Source organism: Microbacterium sp. GCM10027623, from assembly GCF_042666935.1.
Taxonomy (GTDB): Bacteria; Actinomycetota; Actinomycetes; order Actinomycetales; family Microbacteriaceae; genus Microbacterium.
In genome coordinates, this window is sequence record NZ_JBHTHE010000001.1 from 881212 (window position 1) to 897860 (window position 16649).

Below are 16649 nucleotides of genomic sequence, written 5' to 3' on the forward strand. Positions count from 1 at the left end.
CTCTCCTTTGATCGCGTATGTCGTGATGATGATGACGGTTGTGGCTGAAAGGGATTCGGGAAGGGCTGTCAGGGGACGGTGCTGTCAGGGGATGAGGATCGAGCGACCCACCGCGCCGGTGCGCAGGTGGTCGAACGCCTCGTTGGCCTCGTCGAGGCGGAAAGTGCGGTCGAGCAGCAGATCCAGCGGCAGCCGGCCGGCCTGGTACAGGCGCAGGATCTCGGGCAGCTGCACGGGCGTGTTCGAGGAGCCGTAGAGCGCGCCGACGACGCGGCGGTCGCCCTGCACGAGCGGGTTGATGGGGATCGAGAGCTCTTCGCCCGCGGCTCCCAGTCCGACGATCACCAGGGTGCCGCCCGAGCGCAGCGCCTCGAACCCGGCGCGCACGGTCGCGGGGCGACCGATGGCCTCGAGCACGTAGTGGGCACCGCCGCCGGTGATCTCGAGCACCCGCTGGGTGAAGTCCTCCGCACGGGAGTCGATGGTGTGCGTGGCGCCCAGCTCGACGGCCTTCTCCAGGCGCGAGGCGACCACGTCGGAGACGATGATCTGCGCCGCTCCCACCAGCTGGGCGGCGATCACGGCCGACAGGCCCACGCCGCCGGCGCCGATGATCGCGATGGACTTGCCCGTCAGATCGGGCATGCGGTTGAGCACGGTGCCCATGCCGGTGATCACGGCGCAGCCGGCGATGGCCGCGATCTCGGAGGGGATGTCCGCGTCGATGGCGATGAGCGACTCCTGCGAGACGACCACCTGTTCGGCGAAGCACGACGCGCCCATCAGGTGGTGGTACCGCACGCCGCCGCCGCTGAGACGCGTACCGCCACGCAGCAGCCCGTTGGTCTGGCCGTGCACCTTGCCGAGCGCGCACTGCGCAGGAACGCCCGACAGGCAGAACTCGCATTCGCCGCAGCGCGGACGCCACATCAGCACGACCTTGTCGCCAGGAGCGAACGAGGTCACCCCGTCGCCGACCTGCTCCACGATGCCCGCGCCCTCGTGGCCGAGCACGATCGGGGTGCGGGCTGCGAGCCCTCCGGACAGGTAGTGGGCATCGCTGTGGCAGACGCCGGCGGCCTCGATGCGCACGCGCACCTCACCAGGACCGGGCTGATCGAGCTCGAGCTCCTCGAGCACCAGGTCGCTGCCGGGTTCGTGCATCACCATCGCCTTCACGGGCATCTCCTCGTTGATCGGTGAATCCGCGTCCGGGCGCTGCCGGACGAGCGGATTACCCGGGGAGCGCGATGCGGATGTCGGATGACATCTGGGAACCGTAAGACGACGGACGCGACGATTCGCAACCGAGTTCCACTGACCGGAACCGGCCAGCGCGTTCAGAGGGTGCTGAAGGCGGGGTTCGCGCGGATGCGGCGATTCAGCCCCAATGCGGCCATGCGCACGGCGGGGGCGATGCGCACCATGTCGATGCGCCCGGCAGGTCCGGATGCCGAGATCGCGGCGATCGGGGTGCCGTCGGCGCGGAGGATGGGGCAGGCGATGCACTCCACGCCCGGGTTGGATTCCTCGGTCTCGTGCGCATAGCCGTCGGTGCGAACCGCCTCGAGCTGCCGCCGCAGCGACATCTCGTCCGCGACCGTCCCCGGTCCGAGCGGCTCGAACACCTCGGGGATGGCGAGATCGACCACGTCGTCCGACGCGTGCGCGAGCACCGCCTTGCCACCTGCCGTGGCATAGGCAGGCACGCGTCCGCCGACGCGGGAGCGGATGACCATGTCGGGGTCGCGTCCGCGCAGGATCTCGACGTAGACCTGGTCGGCGCCTTTCAGCACGCTGAGCTGCACGGTCATGCCGGTCGCCTGCCGCAGGTCGGCCATCGCGGCCAGGGCCAGCTGCCGCAGCTCCTTCGAGCGCTGTGCCAGCTCCCCGAGCTCGAACAGACGGATGCCGACGCGCAACCCGCGGTCGGTGCGCTCGAGATAGTCCGCCGCGACGAGCTCGGCCAGGATGCGCGAGGTCACCGACTTCGCCAGGCCCGTGCGGCGGGCGATCTCGTTCACGCCCAGCACCGGCTCCTCACCGCTGAACGTGCCGAGGACGGCCGTGACGCGGCCGATCATGGAGCGCGGCATGCTCCGCTCATCGGAACCCATGCAGGAATTCTACCCGCCGACACGTGTTGAATGGATGCAAGCCAATGACGCGCGCGCAACGGCGACGCCCGTCGACAGGAGGACGCAATGCCCGAGACCGCAGTGCAAGAGACCGAGACCACCCGCATCCCCACCGCCGAGGCCGTGACCCGGGTCGCAGCGGCATCCGCCGTCTGGGCCGCCACCGCCCCCGCCGAGCGGGCAGCCGTGATCCGCGCCATCGCCGACGCTCTGGACGCCGCCGCAAGCGAGCTCATCGAGATCGCCCAGCAGGAGACCTCCCTCGCCCAGCCCCGCCTGGCCGGTGAGCTGAAGCGCACCACGTTCCAGCTGCGCCTGTTCGCGGATGTCGTGGAGGACGGCGGCTACCTCGATGCGCGCATCGACCGCCCGGACGCCGACTGGCCGATGGGCGCTCCGCGCCCCGACCTGCGGCGCATGCTCGTTCCGATCGGCCCCGCGCTGGTGTTCTCCGCCAGCAACTTCCCGTTCGCGTTCTCGGTCGCCGGCGGAGACACCGCCGCCGCGCTGGCCGCAGGCAACGCGGTGCTCGTCAAGGCGCACTCGGGCCACCCGCGCCTGTCCGACGCGACGGCAGCGGTCATCGGCCGCGCCGCAGCGGATGCCGGAGCCCCGGCCGACCTGCTCCTCGTCATCCACGGCACGCAGAACGGCGTCGAAGCGCTCCAGCACCCGGCGATCAAGGTCGCCTCGTTCACGGGGTCTATCCCCGGCGGCCGCGCCCTGTTCGACATCGCGAACGCGCGCCCCGAGCCGATCCCCTTCTACGGCGAGCTCGGCAGCGTGAACCCGGCGTTCGTCGCCCCGGATGCCGCCGCGCACCGTGCCGCCGAGATCGCCCAGGGCTACATCGCCTCGGTCACCGGCAGCCAGGGGCAGCTGTGCACCAAGCCGGGGGTGCTGCTCGTGCCCACCGGCTCGGACATCATCCAGGCGCTGCGCGACGCGGACGTTCCGGGTGGCGCGCCGATGCTCAACGACCGCATCCGCGACGGCTTCCTGTCGGGTCTCGAAGAGCTCGCCGCCCATGACGCGGTGACCGTGCTGCGAGACGGTGCCGCCAGCCGCTCGGACGAGCCGGAGCTCACTCTGCTGCTGACCAGTGTCGACGCGCTGCTCTCCGACCCCGACGCCATCGTGACCGAGGTGTTCGGCCCCGCCGGTCTGGTCGTCACCTACACCGACACCGCCGACCTCGAGCGCGTCGCGCGCGGCCTGGAGGGCCAGCTCACCGCCACGCTCGTCGCGGACGAGACGGATGCCGACCTCGCGGTAGCGCGCACCCTCGTGCCGACCCTCGTCGACCGCGCCGGCCGGGTGCTGTGGAACCAGTGGCCCACCGGCGTCTCCGTGACCGCCGCCCAGCAGCACGGCGGCCCGTACCCGGCGACCACGGCCTCCACCACGACGGCCGTGGGCACCGCATCCATCACCCGGTTCCTGCGGCCGGTCGCGTTCCAGAACTTCCCGGCCGCGCTGCTGCCGGAGCCGCTGCGCGACGACAACCCGCTGGGCGTGCCGCAGGCCATCGACGGCTGAGCCTCGACCCCGGCATCCGGCGTGCGGATGCCGGGGCGAGTCGCGGCCGAGCTCAGCCGGCGCGCTGCGCCTTCTTCTCGCGGCGCAGGGCGTGCAGGATCGGCTCGGTGTAGCCGCTGGGCTGGCCCGCGCCCTCCACGATCAGCCGGCGGGCCGCCCGGTAGGCGATGCCGTCCGGGGTGAGCGGTTCGTACGCCGCATCCCCCGCGTTCTGCTCGTCGACCACCCCGGCCAGGCGCTGCAGGGCGGCGTCCACCTCTTCCTCGGTGATGACGCCGTGCAGCAGCCAGTTCGCCAGCAGCTGGCTCGAGATGCGCAGCGTCGCCCGGTCCTCCATGAGCGCCACGCCGTGGATGTCGGGCACCTTCGAGCATCCGATTCCCTGGTCGATCCATCGCACCACGTAGCCCAGGATCGACTGCACGTTGTTGTCGAGCTCCGTCGCGACGACCTCGGCCGTCAGGTCTGCGTCGGTGGCCAGCGGCGGCTGCAGCAGCACCTCCAGCGACGTCGGGTCGTACGCCGGCAGCGACGAGCGCACGGCGAACGGATCGAGCTGGTGGTAGTGCAGCGCGTGCAGCGTCGCGGCGGTGGGCGAGGGCACCCAGGCGGTGGACGCGCCGGAGCGCACATGAGAGATCTTCTGCTCGAGCATGTCGTGCATCAGATCCGGCATCGCCCACATGCCCTTGCCGATCTGCGCGCGACCGTCCAGGCCGGCCGCCAGCCCGATGGCGACATTGCGGTCCTCGTAGGTCTGCATGAACGGCTGCGCCTTGATGCTCGCCTTCGGCAGGAACGGACCGGCGTGCAGCGACGTGTGGATCTCGTCGCCGGTGCGGTCCAGGAATCCGGTGTTGATGAACACGACCCGGTCGGATGCCGCGGCGATGCACGCCGCGAGGTTCGCCGACGTGCGCCGCTCCTCGTCCATGATGCCGATCTTCAGGGTCCGCGCCGGCAGGCCCAGCAGCTCCTCGACCCGGCCGAACAGCTTGGCCGCGAACGCCACCTCCGCGGGGCCGTGCATCTTCGGCTTCACGATGTACATCGATCCGGTGCGGCTGTTGGCTCCGCGGCGCGCACCGGTCAGATCCGGCAGCGAGCCGACGGCGGTCATGACGGCGTCCAGGATGCCCTCGAAGATCTCCTCGCCGTCGCGGTCCCGCACGGCATCCGTGCGCATCAGGTGCCCGACGTTGCGCACGAACAGCACCGAGCGGCCCGGCAGGGTGAGCTCGGCTCCGTCGCGGCCGGTGTAGGTGCGGTCGTCGGCGAGGCGTCGGGTGAACGTCTGCCCGCCCTTGCTGACCTCCTCGGTGAGCGTGCCGTCCATCAGGCCGCGCCAGTTGCGGTAGCCGAGCGCCTTGTCGTCGGCGTCGACGGCGGCGACCGAGTCCTCCAGGTCGATGATCGTCGTGATCGCCGACTCCAGCACGATGTCCTGCACGCCCGCGGCATCCGTCCTGCCGATCGTCCCCGCCCTGTCGATGACGATCTCCACGTGCAGTCCGTGGTGACGCAGCAGGATCGCGGACGGGTTCTCGGGGTCACCCGCGTATCCGGTGAAGACGTCGGGATGGGCGAGGCGACGGATGCCGTCGGCGGTCTGCACCGCGAGTCCCTCGGCGTCGACGCGGTAGGTGGTGGTGTCCGTGTGCGAGCCGGCGGTCGCTGCGGAACCGCCGACGAGCGGAGCGATCTCGTCGAGCAGAGCACGGCCACGGGCGATCGCCTCGGCTCCGCGGGCGGCGTTGTATCCGCGGGTCGGGGCGAGCGCGGCCGTGTGCGGGATTGCATCCGTGCCGTAGAGGGCGTCGTACAGCGAACCCCAGCGGGCGTTCGCGGCGTTCAGGGCGAAGCGGGCGTTCAGCAGCGGCACGACCAGTTGCGGACCTGCGGTCGTGGAGATCTCCGGGTCGACGTTCTCCGTGGTGATCGCGACGTCCGCGGGCTCGTCGACGAGGTATCCGATCTCGGTGAGGAACGCCCGGTAGGCGGCGGGGTCGGGAGTGCCGGGATGCGCGCGGTGGTACTCATCGATCAGCGCCTGCAGCTCGTCGCGGGTGCGGAGCAGGTCCGCATTGCGCGGACCCAGGTCGTGGATGATGCGGGCGACGCCGCTCCAGAACGCGTCGGTGTCGATGCCGGCATCCGCGAGCGCTTCCTCGGCGAATCCGGCGATGGGGGCGGCGACCTGCAGCCCGGCGCGGTCGAGGTACGCGTTTCGATCGGTGTGGGGAGGGGTCATGGCTGCTCCTTCGATGCTGGTCCGATGTCCACGCTAGGCAGATCCCTCGATTCCGGAGCGGCGATTTCGTATGGTGGAAGTCGTGACCGTGTCTGAAGTCCCCGTCCCGGCAGGAACCGTCCAGTCCGTGACGCGGGCGTTCGCGCTGCTCGAAGCGCTCGCCGCGTCCGGTGGAGAGGGGGCGCTCGCCTCCCTGGCAGCCGAGACCGGCCTGGCCGTGCCCACCGCGCATCGCCTGCTGGGCACTCTGTATCACCTCGGGTACGTGCGACAGCTGGAGGATCGGCGCTACGCGCTCGGCGCCGGCCTCATCGGTCTGGGTCGTCAGGCGGTGCCGCATCTCGCGGATGTCGCAGCCCCTCTGCTGGCCCGACTCGAGGATGCGTTCCACGAGACGGCGAACCTCGCCGTGCTCGACGGAGATCTCGTCCTGTATGCCGGTCAGGTCGCCTCCCGGCAGCGGATGCGGATGTTCACGGAGGTCGGTCGGCGCGTGCTGCCGCACTCGACCGGCGTGGGCAAGGCGATGCTGTCGACCATGCCCGAGCCGCACGTCCGAGCCCTGATCGCCCGCACCGGTCTGCCGCGCTTCACCCCGCAGACGCTGACGGATGCCGACGCGTTCATCGCCGACCTGCGCCGCTCACGGGCTCGCGGTTTCGCTGCCGACGACAGCGAGCAGGAGGTCGGCGTGCGCTGCATCGCCGTCGCGGTGCCCGGGCTCGGTCAGCCCGCCGCCCTGTCGGTGTCGGGTCCCGCGGCGCGGATCACGGATGCCCGCGTGCCCGAGGTGGTGCAGGCGCTGACGGATGCCGCGGCCGAGCTGGCCGGCGAGGTCGCCTGAGCGGCTGCTCGCCGGCCGGTGGCAGCGTCATCGACTTGACAAGCCGGCGGTAGTGAGTGTTCACTATCAATATGACGAGTTCCCCCCGGCGGCCACGGGTTCCCATCGAGGAGCGCCGCGAGCAGATCCTCGAGGCCGCATTGACCGAGTTCAGCCGCAAGGGGCTGCACGGTGGTTCCACCGTGGCCATCGCGGCGGAAGTCGGGGTCTCGCAGCCGAACATCTTCCGCATCTACCCGACCAAGCGCGAACTCTTCGTCGCGGTGCTGCAACGGGTCTTCGCCAGGGTCGAGACGAGGATGCTCGCCGCGGGAGAGGATGACGGCGAGCAGCCCCTCCAGGCCATGTCGGATGCCTGGGGCACGCTCATGATCGACCGAGAGATCATGTTCATGCTTCTGCAGGGCTACGCCGCGTCCGATGATGAGGTCATCCGGAGCCTCATGCACGACTGGACGCGGGAGGTCTTCGAGCGCATGGAGGCGATGCCTGGCGTCGGCGCCGACGACGCCCACGACTTCTTCGCCGCCGGAATGCTGTACATGGTGGCGGCGGCCCTGGGGCTGCCCGACCGCGCGGCCACCGACGTCTGGGCAGCGCGATTCCTCGAATCCGGCTCCTGACCCGATCCGGCTTCTGACCGGCTCCCGCTGCTGCCCCGATCCGGCGGCGACAGCCTTCTCATCCCCACGAGTTAGTGACCACTCACTAAGTCCCTCGCCCGCTGTTCGACTCGAAACAGGAGAGATCATGACCGAGTCCACCATTCTCGTCGTCGGTGCCGGCGGCGTCGTCGGCACCGCCCTGGTTCCCGCCCTCACCGCCAGGGGGGTGCGGGTTCGGGCCATGACCCGCGACCCGCAACGGCGCTTCGGCGGGGCGCAGATCGCCGTCGGAGACCTGCGCGTCCCCTCGTCGTTCGGCCCCGCACTCGACGGGGTGGACACCGTGTTCCTCAACACCCCGTCGACGGAGGACGCCGCCGAATTGCAGATCCGATTCGCCGAGGTCGCTGCGCGGAGCTCCGTCCGGCGCATCGTCCTGCTGTCGCAGTACGGCGCCGATGTGGACTCTCCTGTGCGATTCCTCCGCTGGCACGCGGAGGTGGAAGAGCACCTGCGCACCCTCAGCCCTGCACTGACCGTGCTGCGCCCCAACCTGTACCTGCAGTCGCTGCTCGGATTCGCTTCGACCATCGCCGCAGGAACGCTTCCTGCTCCGGCGGGCGATGCGGCGGTCAGCGCCATCGACACCCGCGATGTCGCCGAGTCCGCGGCTGTGGCGCTCACCGACCGCAGCTTCGACGGTCGCATCCTGACGCTGACCGGCCCCCGCGCTGTCACGCACGGTGAGATCGCCGCCGCCCTGTCCGCGGCCGTAGGTGCGCCGATCGGGTACCAGGACGTCCCCGCCGAGGTCTTCGCAGGCGCGCTGACGGGGCTGCTCCCCGCCTGGCAGGTGGGCGGGCTCGTCGAGGACTATGCCCACTACGCGCGCGGAGAGGCCGCCGAGGTGACCGACGCCGTCGCCGAGCTGACCGGGCATCCGGCGCGGGACGTGGCGGACTTCGCCCGCGACCACGCGGCAGCCTTCATCGCCCGCGACCACGCGGCAGCCTTCATCGCCCGCTGACCCGGGCACCGGAACCACCGACCAGCATCAGGAGAATCCGATGATCACTCATATCGTCCGCATGTCCATCCGCCCCGACGTCACCGGCGAGCAACTCGCATCCGCACTGCAGCTGATGGCGGAGGCGAGCTCCCGCTTCGGCACCGAGACCGGCGTCACCGGCGGGGTCTTCGGCCGCGACATCGGGGAGGGATTCGACTTCGGCGCCGTCTCGACGATGAAGGACCTCGCCGCGTACGAGACGATGATGAACCACCCCGCTCACCTGGAGGTCGACCGGATCGGTCTGCCGCTGGTCGACCGCTTCCACTCCATCGACATCACCGACGACCCGGATCCCGAGATCGACGACCGGATCGCGCGCATCCACCGCCGACGCTTCGAGGCGCATCCCGACATTCTGGAGTTGGTCCTCGCCATCGGCGACTATCAGGGCAGCGGGGTTCCCGGACGGCACTGAGGAACGACGGCGTCCGCCGCACGAGGAGAGGAGAGCGGAGATGGATGATGAGGCGCGCGACGCAGGCGCATCCCGGCACCATGCCGACGTGATCGTGATCGGCAGCGGCTTCGGAGGGGCAGTCGCCGCGGCTCGCCTCGCCCAGGCGGGGTACTCGGTCCTCGTGCTCGAGCGCGGACGTCGATGGGACCCCGGCGGCTTCCCCCGCGATCCGAAGATCCGCAGCGGCTGGCTGTGGCGAATCGACCGCGGGCTGTATGACATCCGCTGGCTGGTGGGGATGATCGCCGTGCAAGCCGCGGGGTGGGGAGGCGGCTCGCTCGCATATGCGAACGTGTTCGCCCGGCCGTTCGACGGTGCCCTGAACCGCCGCTGGCCCGCGCACCTGCGGCGCTCGCAGCTCGATCCCTACTATGACCTCGCCGCGCACATGATGGAGGTCGCACCGACGCTCTCCGATCCGCGCACGGGGGAAAGCCCCGAACGGACGCGGCTGATCGAGCAGCTCATGGGGCGCAGCGATCGTCCTGAGGCGACGTTCCGCCCGAATCTGGCGGTCGCTTTCGGGGACCCGGATCGGTGGCGGCCCAACATCCACGGTGTCCCCCGGCGTGGATGCGCCTTCGTGGGGGAGTGCGTGATCGGCTGCAATCACGGGGCGAAGAACACCCTCGACGCCACCTACCTCGCCGTCGCCGAGCAGCGTGGTGCCCGCGGCGTCACCGATGCCGAGGTGGTCGCGATCGAACCGCGGGCGGACGGCTACGCGGTCGTGACCAGGGGTGGCTCCGATCCCCACAGCACGACCACCTGGCGGGCGCCGCGGGTGATCGTCGCCGCGGGGGCGGTGGGCTCCACCGAACTGCTGCTGCGCGCCCGCGACGTGCACCGCACGCTGCCTGAGCTCTCCCCGTGCCTCGGGGAGGGATTCTCCGGCAACGGCGACTTCCTCACCCTTGCCGAGCTCCGCGCGCAGGAGGGCGACATGACGACGGGGCCGACGATCACCACCAACACCGTCGTCGACGTCCCCGAAGGCCGGCGCTCGGTCTGGTACCAGGTGCAGGACGGTGCGTTCCCTGTGGTCATGCACGAGCTCTTCGACGCCGTCGTGCCAGGACAGGCGGTTCGGCGCTGGTGGCGAGCTCGATTCGGTGCCCCCGATGTCCGGCGGGTGTTCGCCGTGCTGGCGATGGGGCACGACTCGGGCGGGGGGCGGCTGCGGCTGAACAGGTCGGGTGACGTCGTCCTGGCATGGCGCAACCGGTGGCAGGCGGCGCTGTATCGATCGCAGCGCAGGCTGCGGCCGATGCTGGCCCGGGCGCTGAGCACGAAGGCGTACCAGCCGCTGACCTGGTCGCTGCTGCGGCGGACCACGACCGTACACCCCCTGGGCGGGGTGCCGTTCGGGGTGGACCGCGCGCACGGCGTCGTCGACGAGTACGGCGAGGTGCACGGCTATCCGGGACTGTTCGTCATGGATGGTTCCACCTTGCCCGCCTCGACCGGAGTGAATCCCTCGGCGACGATTCTCGCCGTGACCGAGCGGGCGGTGCAGGAGCTCATCAGGCGCGACGGGCAGCCCGAGTGGCGCGCGCCGGAATGGCCGGCGGTCGCGCCGGGAACCGTGCAGGAGGATGCGGCGTACGCGTTCGCGGCCGCACTGCGGGAGGGCACTCGAGGCGGAGGGCTCAGCTTCTCGGAGCGGATGCGCACTGCCGACGGTGAGGACGCACCGATGACGCTCAGGCTCGAGGCCGGCGCGCGCAGTCTCCACCGCCTCATCGGCGGACCGGAGCATGCGCTCGCCCTGCGCGGTGAGGTCGACATCGCCGGTCGCGTCGAGGCGGCCCCAGCCGAGGGCTCTCTCTCGCTGTTCCCCACCGAGCGCGGGATCGCCATGCGGTATCTGATCCGCTTCCAGGACGACAGCGGACGGGAATGGAACCTCACCGGCCACAAGGCGGTCACCTCGCGGACGCCGATCGGCGTATTGCGCGACCTGACCCGTCTGCGTGCGCACAGCCATCCGGTGGACGATCCGAATGATTCGATCGCGGCCACTCTTCGCATCGGCCCGACCGACCTGATCCGCCTTCTGTGCAGCATCCGCGGTGTTGGCTTCACTCGCGCACGGCGAGCGACGACGGTCCTGCGCTTCGCAGGATTCTTCCTGCGCGAGACATGGCGCCTGATGTGGGCGGCCCGGACGTAGCCGAGCGGCGGCTCCGGTGACGGAGAGGCGCGACGGATGAGGACTCCCCAGCCGTGAGGATGCTGAACATCCGCTCCAACTTCTTGCCGAACGACACCTAGCGACATATCGTTAACCATCGTTCAGCTACCAGGAGGTTCATCATGAACGGATCATTCCCCTCGGGCGGATTTTACTTCGGAGCGAGCAACGGATCAGGCAATCCGCTCGCCGGCGTGTGGGACGCCATGGAGCAGCTGCGCAACAGCTTCGAGCAGCGCACCGGCGGTTCGCGCATGGCCCGTGGCGACGTGCGCGCGGCGGTCATCGCCCTGCTCGCCGAGCGCCCCATGCACGGCTACCAGATCATCACCGAGATCGCCGACCGCTCCGGCGGTGCGTGGAAGCCCAGCGCCGGCTCCGTCTACCCGACGCTGCAGCAGCTCGCCGACGAGGGACTGATCACGGCCGAGGAGCTCGGTGGACGCAAGACCTACTCGCTGACCGACGCCGGCATCGCCGCGTCCGAGGAGTCCGCCGCGAAGAGCGCCCCCTGGGAGTCCGTGGGTCACCGCTCTCCCGGGCAGCACACAGCCCTGCCGAAGGCCGGCATGGAGCTGGCCAGCGCCACCGCTCAGCTCGCCCGCACCGGTTCGCCGGAGCAGGTGCAGGAGGGCGTCGCCGTGCTCGAAGACGCCCGGCGTAGGCTGTACGCCATCCTCGCCGAAGGGTGACGACGACAGAAGGGGCCTCGATGACGGAACCTCCTGCGCGCACCACCGCCGGAGGCGCCCGCTATCGTCGCATCCTCCTCTTCGCCGCGCGCGCCTTCGTGCAGGTGTGGTGGTTCGAGCTCGTGCTGCCGCGCCTGGGCATGGCTTCGGTCGCCGAGCGCAGCAGAGATCGGAGGATGCTGCGCCTGGCGCGCCGCTTCCGCGAGCTGGCCGTCGAGCTCGGCGGACTCATGATCAAGGTCGGGCAGTTCCTGTCCTCGCGCCTGGATGTGCTGCCGCCGGAGATCACCGCCGAACTGGCCGGGCTCCAGGATGAGGTTCCGGCCGTGCCGTTCGATCAGATCCGCCGCGTCGCCGAGGCGGAGCTCGGGATGCCGCTGGATCGCGCTTACGCGTCCTTCGACCCCGTGCCCGTGGCTGCGGCATCCCTCGGTCAGGCGCATCGCGCCGCCCTCGCCGCCACCGACGCCGCCGACACCGGGCTCGACCACGTCGTCGTGAAGGTGCAGCGGCCCGGGATCGACGAGATCGTGGCGATCGATCTCGCCGCCCTGCGGCGCGTGGCCCGCTGGGCGCAGCGCGTGCGCCTGGTGCGTGATCGTGTCGACGCGCCCGCCCTCATCGAGGAGTTCGCGGAGACCTGCCACGAGGAGATCGACTACCTGCACGAAGCCGGCAGCGCCGAGCGGTTCGCGGAGAACTTCGCCGACGATCCGCGGGTGAGCGCTCCTGCGGTGGTCTGGGAGCGCAGCACGCGCCGTGTGCTCACCCTCGAAGACGTCACGGCCATCAAGATCAACGACACCGTGGCACTGCGTGCGGCCGGCATCGACCCGGCGGAGGTCGCCACGGTGTTCGCGGACGTGATGCTCGATCAGGTCTTCACGCACTCCTTCGTGCACGCCGATCCGCACCCGGGGAACATCTTCGTCACACCGCTGGACGCGTCTGCAGCCCCGGCATGGCGCCTCACCTTCATCGACTTCGGGATGATGGCCGAGGTGCCCGACAGCATCCGCTCGGGTCTGCGCACCCTCGTCATCGCGGTCGCCTCGCGCGACAGTCGCGGGCTGGTGAAGGCCGCGCAGGAGATCGGCGTACTGCTGCCGTCGGCGCGCACCATCGAGCTGGAGCGTGCGCTCACCGTGCTCTTCGCCCGCTTCGGCGGGATGGGATTCCACGAGCTTCGCGACGTCGACCCGCGGGAGCTGACCGATTTCGGCAACGAGTTCGGTGAGACCATGCGGTCCCTGCCCGTGCAGTTCCCCGAGCGGATGCTGCTGCTCATGCGCGCCGTGTCACTCACCTCCGGACTGTGCAGCGCGCTGGACGCGACCTTCAACATCTGGGAGCCCGTCGAGCCGTACGCGAACCGGCTGCTGCGCGACCAGAGCGGAAATCTGCTGCAGGACCTCGGTGCGCAGTCGGTCTCCAATCTCGGCGCGCTCTGGCGTCTTCCCGCCCGGCTCGACGCGACGCTCGACCAGCTCGATGCCGGCTCCCTCGTCTTCGACGTCTCCACCCTCGAGAACCGTCTCGACCGGATCATCCGGGTCGCCCTGCGCGCGGTGTCGGCGGTGATCTTCGGAGGGATGCTGATCGGTGGCGCGCTGCTGCTCGGCCCGGTCGCGCCGCTGGGCATCACGCTGATGTGCGCTTCGGTGATCCCGCTGCTGCATGCGGTGTTCGGGCGGCGCTGACCGCAGTGGCTACTCCTCGCTGCGGTTGACCCTGTCGGTGATCGAGCGCAGCACCTTGAGCGCTTCCGCTGCCCGTTCCGGCGTGAAGCCGAAGGCGTCCGTCACCGCCTGATAGATCCTCGGCCCATGCACGCGCAGTGCGTCGCCCTCCTCGGTGAGGCTGATGATGACCGATCTCTCGTCCTGGGGATTGCGCGCCCGGCGGATCAGACCCTGCTTCTCCATCCGTTTGAGCAGCGGGGTGATCGTGCCGTAGTCGGACTGCAGCCGGGAACGGAGCACACCGACCGGAACCTCGCCCTCCTCCCACAGCACGGCGAGCACCAGGTACTGCGGATACGAGACGCCGAGCGGTTCGAGCAGGGGGCGATACACCGCGGTGACCGCACGGAAGGTGGCGTGCACGTTGAAGCACACCATGTCATCCAACGACACGACGGGGGGTTCGGCTGCTCGGCTCACGGGGCGAATCTAACACAGGAAACCTCGCAATCGATTGGATCGAGTCCGATCCTTCGTGCGCACTCCGGGGTGCGGCGCGGTCGTCCTCGGGACGCCCGCGCACATCGCCGGAGAGCAGCTCCTCCAGGGCAGTCGCTCCGCGCCCGTGGGCGGCGTCGAGCAGCGCGGCGAGCAGTCGTCGCCGCTGGGGCCGCCGGCTGGCCGAGCGGCCGCCGTCGGCCGTCAGGTGCCGTCGCGCTCGGCACACCAGCTGCCGGGAATGCGCCTCGCTCGACTGCAGGATCTCGGCGATCCTCGAGTACGGATAGGCGAACGCCTCGCGCAGGACGTACGCGGCGCGCTCCGTCGCGGTCAATCGCTCCATCAGGAGCAGGACGGCATACTCCAGCGCCTCGCCGTGCTCGGCTCCCAGCATCGGGTCGTTCGAGGTGTCGACCGGCTCCGGAAGCCATGGCCCCGGATAGGTCTCTCGGCGGCAGCGAGCGCTGGTGAGGACGTTGATCGCCAGGCGCGTCGTCGTCGTGGCGAGGAATGCTCCGGCATCGCGGACCCTCGCCCGGTCGCAGCACTGCCACCGGATCCAGGTCTCCTGCACGACGTCCTCGGCTTCGAAGGAGCTGCCGAGCACGCGATAGGCGATGCCGAACAGGCGTCGTCGATGGGTGAGGAACGCCTCGAGGGCGTCGTCGGCCGGCGGATTCGGATGCTGCGGGTTCGGATTCATTGCCGCTCCAAGGGGTGGTTCACGTCAATTGCCCAACACAGTACATCGTCTTCGTTTAAATAGAAAGCGATTTAAACGAATCCGGAGAAGATCGTGCCGTCGGCGCGCATCCCGGCGCCGCCGTCACACTCGCTGCACATGAGCGGTCTTGTCTGGCATGGGCGGTGAGAACGCGCCGCCCTCGACCTCGATCCACGAAAGGGACCGCCATGACCGACCACATCCTGGAGCCCGACGCGCAGGCATTCGCCGACGCCACCTCCACGCCGCCCTTCCTCGCCGACCGCGGCGTCGACGGGGCCCGAAGGCTTCTCGACGACGTGCAGGCGGCGCCGATCGACCTGCCGGACGTCGAGGACGAGTGGATCACCGTCTCCGCCGAGGTCGGTGACGTGCGGGTCCGCATCGTCAAGCCCGTCGGCTCGACGGCGGCGCTCCCCGTCGTCCTCTACGTGCACGGCGGTGGCTGGGTTCTCGGCAACGCCGGCACGCACGACCGGCTGGTGCGCGATCTCGCGACGGGCACGGATGCTGCCATCGTCTTCGTCGAGTACGACCGCGCGCCCGAGGCGCAGTATCCCGTGGCGATCGAGCAGGTCTATGCCACGGCGCGGTGGATCATGGACGACGGAGCGGGCAAGGGCCTGGACGCCTCGCGCCTCGCGATCGCCGGTGACTCCGTCGGCGGGAACATGGCTGCCGCGGTCGCCATTCTGGCGAAGCGGCGCGGCGACGTCGTCTTCATCCACCAGTCGCTGTTCTACCCCGTCACAGACGCGGGACAGAACACCGACAGCTACCGCGAGTTCGCCACCGGCTTCCACCTGCGTGCTGATGCCATGGCCTGGTTCTGGGACTGCTACGCGCCGGACCCCCGCACCCGCAAGGAGGACACCGCCTCTCCGCTGCGCGCTCCCGTCGACGAGCTCAAGGGGCTGCCGGAGACCTTCCTCATCGTCGACGAGAACGACGTCCTGCGCGACGAAGGCGAGGCCTACGGCCGCAAGCTCATCCAGGCGGGCGTGCCCACGACGATGGTGCGCTACGACGCCACGCTCCACGACTTCATGATGCTCAACCCGCTGCGCGGCTCCGCCGCCACCACGGCCGCGATCGAACAGGCCGTCCACATCCTCCGCAAGGCCTTCGCCGCCTAACCCGTCCGAGCCCGCACAGAAACACCCCACACAGAGAGAAAGAGACACCCATGTCCACGCAGAAGCCCACCATCGTCCTCGTGCACGGCGCCTTCGCCGAATCCGCGTCGTGGAACGGCGTCATCGCACGCCTGCAGAGCCACGGCGTCGCCGCGGTGGCCGTCGCCAACCCGCTGCGCAGCCTCGCAGGAGACGCCGCCTATGTGCGCGACGTCATCGCATCGATCGGCACTCCGGTCGTGCTCGTCGGTCACTCGTACGGCGGCATGGTGATCACCGAAGCGGCTGCCGACAACGAGGCCGTCGTCGGACTGGTCTACGTGTCGGCGTTCGCGCCCGACACCGGTGAGAGCGCGTTCGCCCTCTCCACCAGCGCGCCGGGAAGCACCCTGGGCGAGGCTCTGAACGCCTACCCGGTCGCGACGGGCGGCAACGAGTTCGCCATCCGACCGGACGCGTTCCACCAGCAGTTCGCGGCCGACGTCGCGGACGACGTCGCCGCCCTCATGGCGGCGACCCAGCGACCTGTGACCGAGGCGGCGCTCTCGGAGGGCCTGCCCGCCGCGCGTCCCGCGTGGAAGAGCATCCCGTCCTGGCACGTGTTCGGCGACCAGGATCGCAACATCCCGGTGGCGGTGTTCCGCGCCGGAGCCGACCGCGCAGCATCCCGCGGAACCAGGGAGATCGAGGGCGCCTCGCACGCCGCCGTCGTGTCGCACCCCGACATCGTCGCCGAGGTGATCGCCTCCGCGGGCAAGGCGTACGTCGCCTCCCGGGACTCCCTCGCCGCGTGACCCGACCGTGGCGCTCCGCA

The 16649-nt window shown here is 70.2% G+C and carries 15 protein-coding genes; 10 read left to right on the forward strand and 5 right to left on the reverse strand.

What is annotated here, in order from left to right; genetic code table 11:
• Positions 1–84: 84 nt before the first annotated feature.
• Positions 85–1170 carry a zinc-binding dehydrogenase gene (locus ACFQY2_RS04005; protein ID WP_378745019.1) on the reverse strand — a complete coding sequence of 362 codons (1086 nt, stop codon included), beginning with the start codon at positions 1168–1170 and terminating at the stop codon, positions 85–87.
• A 170-nt stretch (positions 1171–1340) separates the two neighbouring features.
• Positions 1341–2117, reverse strand: a complete 777-nt coding sequence (locus ACFQY2_RS04010; protein WP_378744345.1) for an IclR family transcriptional regulator — start codon at positions 2115–2117, stop codon at positions 1341–1343.
• Positions 2118–2204: 87 nt separating this feature from the next.
• On the opposite strand from ACFQY2_RS04010, the gene ACFQY2_RS04015 reads away from it, so the two are divergent.
• Positions 2205–3677 carry an aldehyde dehydrogenase family protein gene (locus ACFQY2_RS04015; protein WP_378744346.1) on the forward strand — a complete coding sequence of 491 codons (1473 nt, stop codon included), beginning with the start codon at positions 2205–2207 and terminating at the stop codon, positions 3675–3677.
• A 52-nt stretch (positions 3678–3729) separates the two neighbouring features.
• Here ACFQY2_RS04015 and ACFQY2_RS04020 read toward each other — a convergent pair whose 3' ends face one another.
• On the reverse strand, positions 3730–5928 hold the full coding sequence (locus ACFQY2_RS04020; protein ID WP_378744348.1) for a malate synthase G: 2199 nt from the start codon (positions 5926–5928) through the stop codon (positions 3730–3732).
• 82 nt (positions 5929–6010) lie between these two features.
• Here ACFQY2_RS04020 and ACFQY2_RS04025 point away from each other — a divergent pair, with 82 nt between their 5' ends.
• The 7 genes from ACFQY2_RS04025 to ACFQY2_RS04055 all read left to right on the forward strand — a co-directional run bounded on the left by ACFQY2_RS04025 (position 6011) and on the right by ACFQY2_RS04055 (position 13492).
• Positions 6011–6772, forward strand: a complete 762-nt coding sequence (locus tag ACFQY2_RS04025; RefSeq protein ID WP_378744349.1) for an IclR family transcriptional regulator — start codon at positions 6011–6013, stop codon at positions 6770–6772.
• 71 nt (positions 6773–6843) lie between these two features.
• On the forward strand, positions 6844–7395 hold the full coding sequence (locus tag ACFQY2_RS04030; protein ID WP_378744350.1) for a TetR/AcrR family transcriptional regulator: 552 nt from the start codon (positions 6844–6846) through the stop codon (positions 7393–7395).
• A gap of 127 nt (positions 7396–7522) precedes the next feature.
• Entirely contained in the window at positions 7523–8404 is an 882-nt protein-coding gene (locus ACFQY2_RS04035) for an NmrA family NAD(P)-binding protein (protein ID WP_378744351.1), read from the forward strand.
• Positions 8405–8444: 40 nt separating this feature from the next.
• A complete protein-coding gene (locus tag ACFQY2_RS04040) occupies positions 8445–8864 on the forward strand; it encodes a Dabb family protein (RefSeq protein WP_378744352.1) in 420 nt (139 codons plus the stop codon).
• A 40-nt stretch (positions 8865–8904) separates the two neighbouring features.
• Positions 8905–11079, forward strand: coding sequence for a GMC oxidoreductase (locus tag ACFQY2_RS04045; protein ID WP_378744353.1), 2175 nt, complete (start codon positions 8905–8907; stop codon positions 11077–11079).
• Between the two features lie 143 nt (positions 11080–11222).
• The gene (locus ACFQY2_RS04050) at positions 11223–11792 is read left to right on the forward strand and encodes a PadR family transcriptional regulator (RefSeq protein ID WP_378744355.1); all 570 of its coding nucleotides are present in this window, start codon (positions 11223–11225) and stop codon (positions 11790–11792) included.
• Between the two features lie 20 nt (positions 11793–11812).
• Complete coding sequence (locus ACFQY2_RS04055; RefSeq protein WP_378744356.1) at positions 11813–13492, forward strand: ABC1 kinase family protein; 1680 nt, start codon at positions 11813–11815, stop codon at positions 13490–13492.
• 9 nt (positions 13493–13501) lie between these two features.
• Here the strand turns inward: ACFQY2_RS04055 and ACFQY2_RS04060 are convergent, their stop codons facing one another.
• Positions 13502–13954, reverse strand: a complete 453-nt coding sequence (locus ACFQY2_RS04060) for a MarR family winged helix-turn-helix transcriptional regulator (protein ID WP_378744357.1) — start codon at positions 13952–13954, stop codon at positions 13502–13504.
• Entirely contained in the window at positions 13914–14678 is a 765-nt protein-coding gene (locus ACFQY2_RS04065; protein ID WP_378744358.1) for a sigma-70 family RNA polymerase sigma factor, read from the reverse strand. Before ACFQY2_RS04065 ends, ACFQY2_RS04060 begins: the two co-directional genes overlap by 41 nt.
• Before the next feature lie 209 nt (positions 14679–14887).
• Between ACFQY2_RS04065 and ACFQY2_RS04070 the strand changes: the two genes are divergently transcribed.
• Together ACFQY2_RS04070 and ACFQY2_RS04075 are read left to right on the forward strand one after the other, a co-directional pair.
• Positions 14888–15835 carry an alpha/beta hydrolase gene (locus ACFQY2_RS04070; RefSeq protein ID WP_378744360.1) on the forward strand — a complete coding sequence of 316 codons (948 nt, stop codon included), beginning with the start codon at positions 14888–14890 and terminating at the stop codon, positions 15833–15835.
• 50 nt (positions 15836–15885) lie between these two features.
• Positions 15886–16629 (forward strand): alpha/beta fold hydrolase, encoded by a 744-nt coding sequence (locus ACFQY2_RS04075; RefSeq protein WP_378744361.1) that lies wholly within the window; start codon positions 15886–15888, stop codon positions 16627–16629.
• The last annotated feature ends 20 nt before the right edge of the window (positions 16630–16649 follow it).